Below are 5,121 nucleotides of genomic sequence, written 5' to 3'. Positions count from 1 at the left end.
ACAGGGCGCAGGGGTCTGAACGAAGCGCTCGCCCGGCCACGAGTCCCAGAGCTCGGCAGGTGAGATCACCGTGGTTGTCGTTTGAAGACCAGCCGCGAGAACGAATGCGAGCGTCAACATGCGGGGCATTGTAAACGGTCGCTCGGCGCGACCGAGTTTTGAGTTTTGAGTTTTGAGTTATGAGTGTTGAGTTATGAGTGTTGAGTTTTGAGTTCCCCTCCACCCTCCCGTTCTCTGAAAGTGCGGATGGGAAATCCGAAATGACGTGACGACGGGCTGGCCTCGGCAGCCCAGTCGGAACGTCATCCTGAGCGAAGCGTCCCGAAGGGGCGCGAAGTCGAAGGATCTATGGGCAATGCAGCATCGCGCTCTTGCATTTCTCACAGATTCCTCCACTCGCATCCTTCGGATGCTCGGTCAGAATGACAACGTGGAGGCGGATGGGGGGCATTCCGAATTCCTCATTCCTCATTCCTAATTCCTAATTCCTAATTCCTAATTCCTAATTCGATCAAGTGTCGCGTATACTCCCCTGCTGATGCATAGAAGGAGCCTTGAATGCGCTGGAAAACCGTTTGCATTGCAGCACTTCTACTGATAGCGATCCTGCCGATCGCTCGAGCCGAGACGACACTTGCCGAGGAGCCCGCGGTCGCCGACGCAATTGATGTATTCGAAAGATGGGTCGAACAACACATAGCCTCCCGCAATGTGCCGGGCCTCTCGATCGCGGTCGTCTACGACCAGGAGATCGTGTGGTCGGCGGGATACGGCTACGCCGACCTGGAGTCGAAGACCCCCACGACTCCGTCCACAATCTACCGGATCGGCTCGATCACCAAGCTCTTTACATCGACCGCGATCATGCAGCTGCGGGATCAGGGCAAGCTCCGACTCGACGACCCGGTTTCGCTCTATCTGCCGTGGTTCGCGGTGCCTAACCCATTCCCTGATTCTCCAGAAATCACCATCCGTCACCTGCTGACCCATACCGCCGGACTGGCGCGGGAAGCGGCCTTCCCGTACTGGACCGATCACGTTTTTCCGACCCGGCAAGAGTTGGCCAGGTCGATCGAAACACAGAATGTCCTCAATCCGCCCGAAACGACCTACAGTTACTCCAACCTCGGGATGTCACTGCTCGGGGAAATCGTGACTCAGGTCTCGGGCAAGCCCTGGACCGACTACGTCGAGGAAAACATCCTCGAACCCCTCGGGATGGCGAGCTCGAGCACCAAACCGCCTGAAGGAGAGCTGCTGGATCGGCTGGCGACCGCCTACATGCTGGCGGGATCCGACGGCACGCGGAATTCGATGGGCTACTACCAGACGGGAGCGATCTCGCCGGCGGGCAGCATCATCTCGACCGTCGAGGACCTCGGTCGCTTCGCCTCGCTCCAGTTCCGGGGAGGTCCTGCCGGGGGTGAGCAGATCCTCAAGGGCAGCACGCTCCGAGAGATGCACAGAGTTCAATGGGTCTATGACAGCTTTACCGGGGGCCGGGGCCTGGGCTTCCAGGTGTCTCGCCGCGACGGCAAGAACTTCGTCGGCCACGGCGGCTCGATCGGTGCCGATGTCAGCAACCTCCTCACCGTGCCGAGCGAGAAGATCGCCGTGATCGTCGCGATCAATGCCGACGACGGCAGCCCGGCGACGGTCGCCAGGCAGGCCTACCAGGCGATCGCGCCGTCGATCCTGGAGGCGACAGCGGAGCCGAAGGCACCGAAGGCCGAAGTCGATCCCTCGTGGCAGCGGTACGTCGGCCTCTACTCGGACCCCTGGGGTTGGGAGTACGAGGTCCTGATCTTGAACGATGAGCTCGTGATCTATGGCTACGATTATCCGCCGCACGCCGACGCTACCTGGGGTTACGAACCCCTGACCCCGGTCGAGGGTTCGACCTTCCGCCGACCGAACAAGGACCTGGTGACCTTCGAGCTCGACGAGAACGGCAACGTGTTCCGCGTAAAACGCAACAACAACTATCTCTATCCCAAAACGGACTAGGAAGCCTGAAGTGACGACGCAGCCCCTGGATGCATTCTCCTACCGAGACGGCGCGCTCCACGCCGACGAGGTTCCGATTTCGGATATCGCCGAGGTGGTCGGCACCCCCACCTACGTCTACTCCGCCGAGGCCATCCGCTCCTCCTATCGCAGGATCGAGCGCGCCTTCGCGCCGCTCGGAGCCCACCTCCACTACGCCATCAAGGCATCGTCGAATTTGCACATCCTGCGGCTCCTCCACGATCTGGGCGCCGGTATGGACGTGGTCTCCGGCAACGAGCTCGAACGAGCCTGGCTGGCTGGCGTGCCGCTGAAGGATATGGTCTTTGCCGGCGTCGGCAAGCCCGAGGCCGAGCAGCGGGCGGCGCTCGACGGGCGGTGGAGCCCGCTCGCCGGCGACGCCGAGCGCCTCGGAGGCGAGAACATCGAGGACCGAGGGTCCGTGGGCCTCTTCAACGTGGAGTCCGAGAGCGAGCTCGAGGTCCTCGCGCGGGTCGCGGCCGAGCTCGAGACGGTGGCCCGCGCCTGCATTCGGGTCAACCCGGACGTCGACGCGCGCACCCACGAGTACACCACAACCGGCAAGGAGGAGAACAAGTTCGGTGTCCGCTGGTCACGGGTTCCGAAGGTATTCGCGGAATACCGCGACGTCCCCTCGGTCGAACTGGTCGGCCTGCACGTTCACATCGGCTCACCGGTTTACGAGATCGAGCCGTATGAATCCTCGGTGCGAGTCCTGCTGCGGTTGATCAACGAACTCGAAGCGGCCGGCGATCCCATCTCGGTGCTCGATCTCGGCGGCGGTTGGCCGATGAGTTACACCGACGGAGAGGCGCCGGAGATCGAGTCCTTCGCCGAGGCGCTGATCCCCCTGCTCGAGGAGCGGGTTCGCAGAGGTCTGCAGATCGTGCTCGAACCGGGACGGCTGATCATGGCCAACTCGGGAGTGCTCGTAACCCGCGTCCAGCACGTCAAGGAGGGGCGGAACACGCGTTTCGTGATCGGCGACGCCGGCATGCACACTCTCATCCGGCCCGCCTTCTACCGCGCCTTCCACTTCGCCTGGCCGATCGAGGTCGAGCCCCATCACGTCCCGCAAACCGTCACCCAGCAGCTCGAGCTGCCTGACCTCCACCCCAGCGATTTGGTCGGGCCGATCTGCGAGACCGGCGACTTTCTCGCTCGCGGACGCAACCTGCCAAAGGTAAGGCGTGGCGACCTGATGGGCGTCTTTTCGGCCGGGGCCTACGGCATGTCGATGAGCTCCAACTACAACGACCAGGTCCGCCCGGCCGAGGTCCTGGTTGACGGTGAGCGGGTGGTGGTCATCAAGGAGCGACAGAAGCTGGCGAGGCTGCTCGAAAACGAGCTGCATCCGCGAGAGCTCGTTTTCGAGTGAAGTTTTGAGTTCCACCACCGACCCACTGCAATCGTGAGGGCGTCAGTAACTCAAAACTCAAAACTCAGAACTCAAAACTCAACACTGGTTCCGTCGTGTTATCTTCGCGCGATGGACCTGGGCGCGCCATCCGAGATCCTGACTGCCGCAAAGGGAATTCTGCCCTGGATGATCGAAATCCGCCGTGACCTCCACCAGCATCCGGAGCTCGGCCTCGAGGAACATCGGACCAGCCAGAAGGTCCAGGGGATCCTGCGCGAGCTGTCGATCGATTTTCAGGCGGGTCTGGGAGGAACGGGCGTGCTCGGCGTCATTCGAGGGGGCGGTGAGGGCGGAATCGTGGCCCTCAGGGCGGACCTCGACGCGCTGCCGATCCAGGATGACAAGGACGTCGACTACGCATCGAAGGTCCCCGGAAAGATGCATGCCTGCGGACACGACGTGCACACCACGATGCTCCTCGGCGCGGCCAGGTTGCTGGAGCAGGAGAAGGAATCATTCAACGGAATCGTCAAGCTGCTGTTCCAGCCTGCGGAGGAGACGGTCGGCGGAGCGAAGCTGATGATCGAGGCCGGGGCTCTCGAGAACCCTAAGGTCGAAGCGATTTTCGGCGTCCACGTCGATTCCTCCCTCGATGTCGGTACGATCGGGCTCCACTACGGTCAGCGCAACGCCTCCTCGGACGATCTCGAGATCGTGGTGCACGGCAAGGCCGCCCATGCGGCCTACCCCTCGGTCGGCGTCGACGCCATCGTCGCCGCCGCACACATCGTCACCGCCATGCAGTCGATTGTCAGCCGAAATGTCGACGCACGGGCGGCGGCGGTCGTGACTCTGGGCGTCATCGAAGGTGGCAACCAGACCAACATCATTGCGGACAGAGTGCGGCTGGCGGGCACCGTGCGGTGCCTCGATCGCGAGGTGCGCGCCTCCGTGTTGCAGCGGATCGAGGAAACCGCTAGAACCGTAGCGCGGGCGATGGGTGCTCGGGCCGAGGTCACGATCACGCCGAGCTACGATCCGGTCATCAACGACGAGCAAATGGTCGAGCTGGTGCGTGAGAACTCGCGAAGACTGCTCGGCGAAGAATCGGCCGTCATCTTCGATCGACCCCTGATGGGGGTCGAGGACTTCGGCTTCTACCTGACCGAGATCCCGGGGGCGTTCTACTCCCTCGGCGTGCGCAACGAGGCAGAGGGAATCGTACACCCGGTGCACTTCGGGCTTTTCGACGTCGATGAGAATGCAATGGCGATTGGCGTCGCGTTGCAGGTCCTCAACGCCCTCTCTGTGGTGGGATCGTGCTGAACAAGGTCTGGGGGGCGTTCTTCCTGGTCGCCTTCCTGGTCGGCGTCATCAAGTCCCTCTTCCTCGGCGACCACGAAGTCTGGGCGGCCATGGTCGGCGCCTCCTTCGATCTCGCCAAGACCGGTTTCGAGATCTCCCTCGGCCTCACCGGCATCATGTGCCTGTGGCTCGGGATCATGAAGCTGGGCGAAAAGGGTGGCGCCATCGACATCCTGGCCCGCGCCTTCGGACCCTTGTTGAAGAGGCTTTTTCCGGGCATCCCCGAAGGCCACCCGGCGATGGGCTCGATCGTCATGAACATGGCGGCCAACATGCTGGGGCTCGACAACGCGGCCACCCCGCTCGGCCTCAAGGCCATGCAGGAGCTGCAGGAGGTCAACCCGAAACCGGAGGAGGCCAGCAACGAC

At 62.6% G+C, this 5,121-nt stretch carries 4 protein-coding genes; all 4 read left to right on the top strand.

The genetic code is table 11. The annotated features are described in order from the left end of the window. Positions 1-558: 558 nt before the first annotated feature. The gene (locus LJE93_08710; GenBank protein ID MCG6948975.1) at positions 559-2,007 is read left to right on the top strand and encodes a serine hydrolase; all 1,449 of its coding nucleotides are present in this window, start codon (positions 559-561) and stop codon (positions 2,005-2,007) included. 10 nt (positions 2,008-2,017) lie between these two features. Further along, positions 2,018-3,406 (top strand): diaminopimelate decarboxylase, encoded by a 1,389-nt coding sequence (lysA, locus tag LJE93_08705; GenBank protein ID MCG6948974.1) that lies wholly within the window; start codon positions 2,018-2,020, stop codon positions 3,404-3,406. Positions 3,407-3,517: 111 nt separating this feature from the next. Beyond that, positions 3,518-4,714, top strand: a complete 1,197-nt coding sequence (locus LJE93_08700; protein ID MCG6948973.1) for an amidohydrolase — start codon at positions 3,518-3,520, stop codon at positions 4,712-4,714. Next, a partial coding sequence (locus LJE93_08695; GenBank protein MCG6948972.1) for a hypothetical protein occupies positions 4,705-5,121 on the top strand: 417 nt, incomplete at its 3' end. The genes LJE93_08700 and LJE93_08695, both read left to right, overlap by 10 nt.

The organism is Acidobacteriota bacterium (assembly GCA_022340665.1).
In the GTDB taxonomy this organism is placed as follows: domain Bacteria; phylum Acidobacteriota; class Thermoanaerobaculia; order Thermoanaerobaculales; family Sulfomarinibacteraceae; genus Sulfomarinibacter.
This window is presented reverse-complemented; position numbering and strand designations above follow the sequence as displayed.

Bases quoted from the DNA above. Each gene is read 5' to 3' on its own strand.
- LJE93_08700 (MCG6948973.1), top strand. From the start codon at position 3,518: ATGGACCTGGGCGCGCCATCCGAGATCCTGACTGCCGCAAAGGGAATT.
- LJE93_08710 (MCG6948975.1), top strand. From the start codon at position 559: ATGCGCTGGAAAACCGTTTGCATTGCAGCACTTCTACTGATAGCGATC.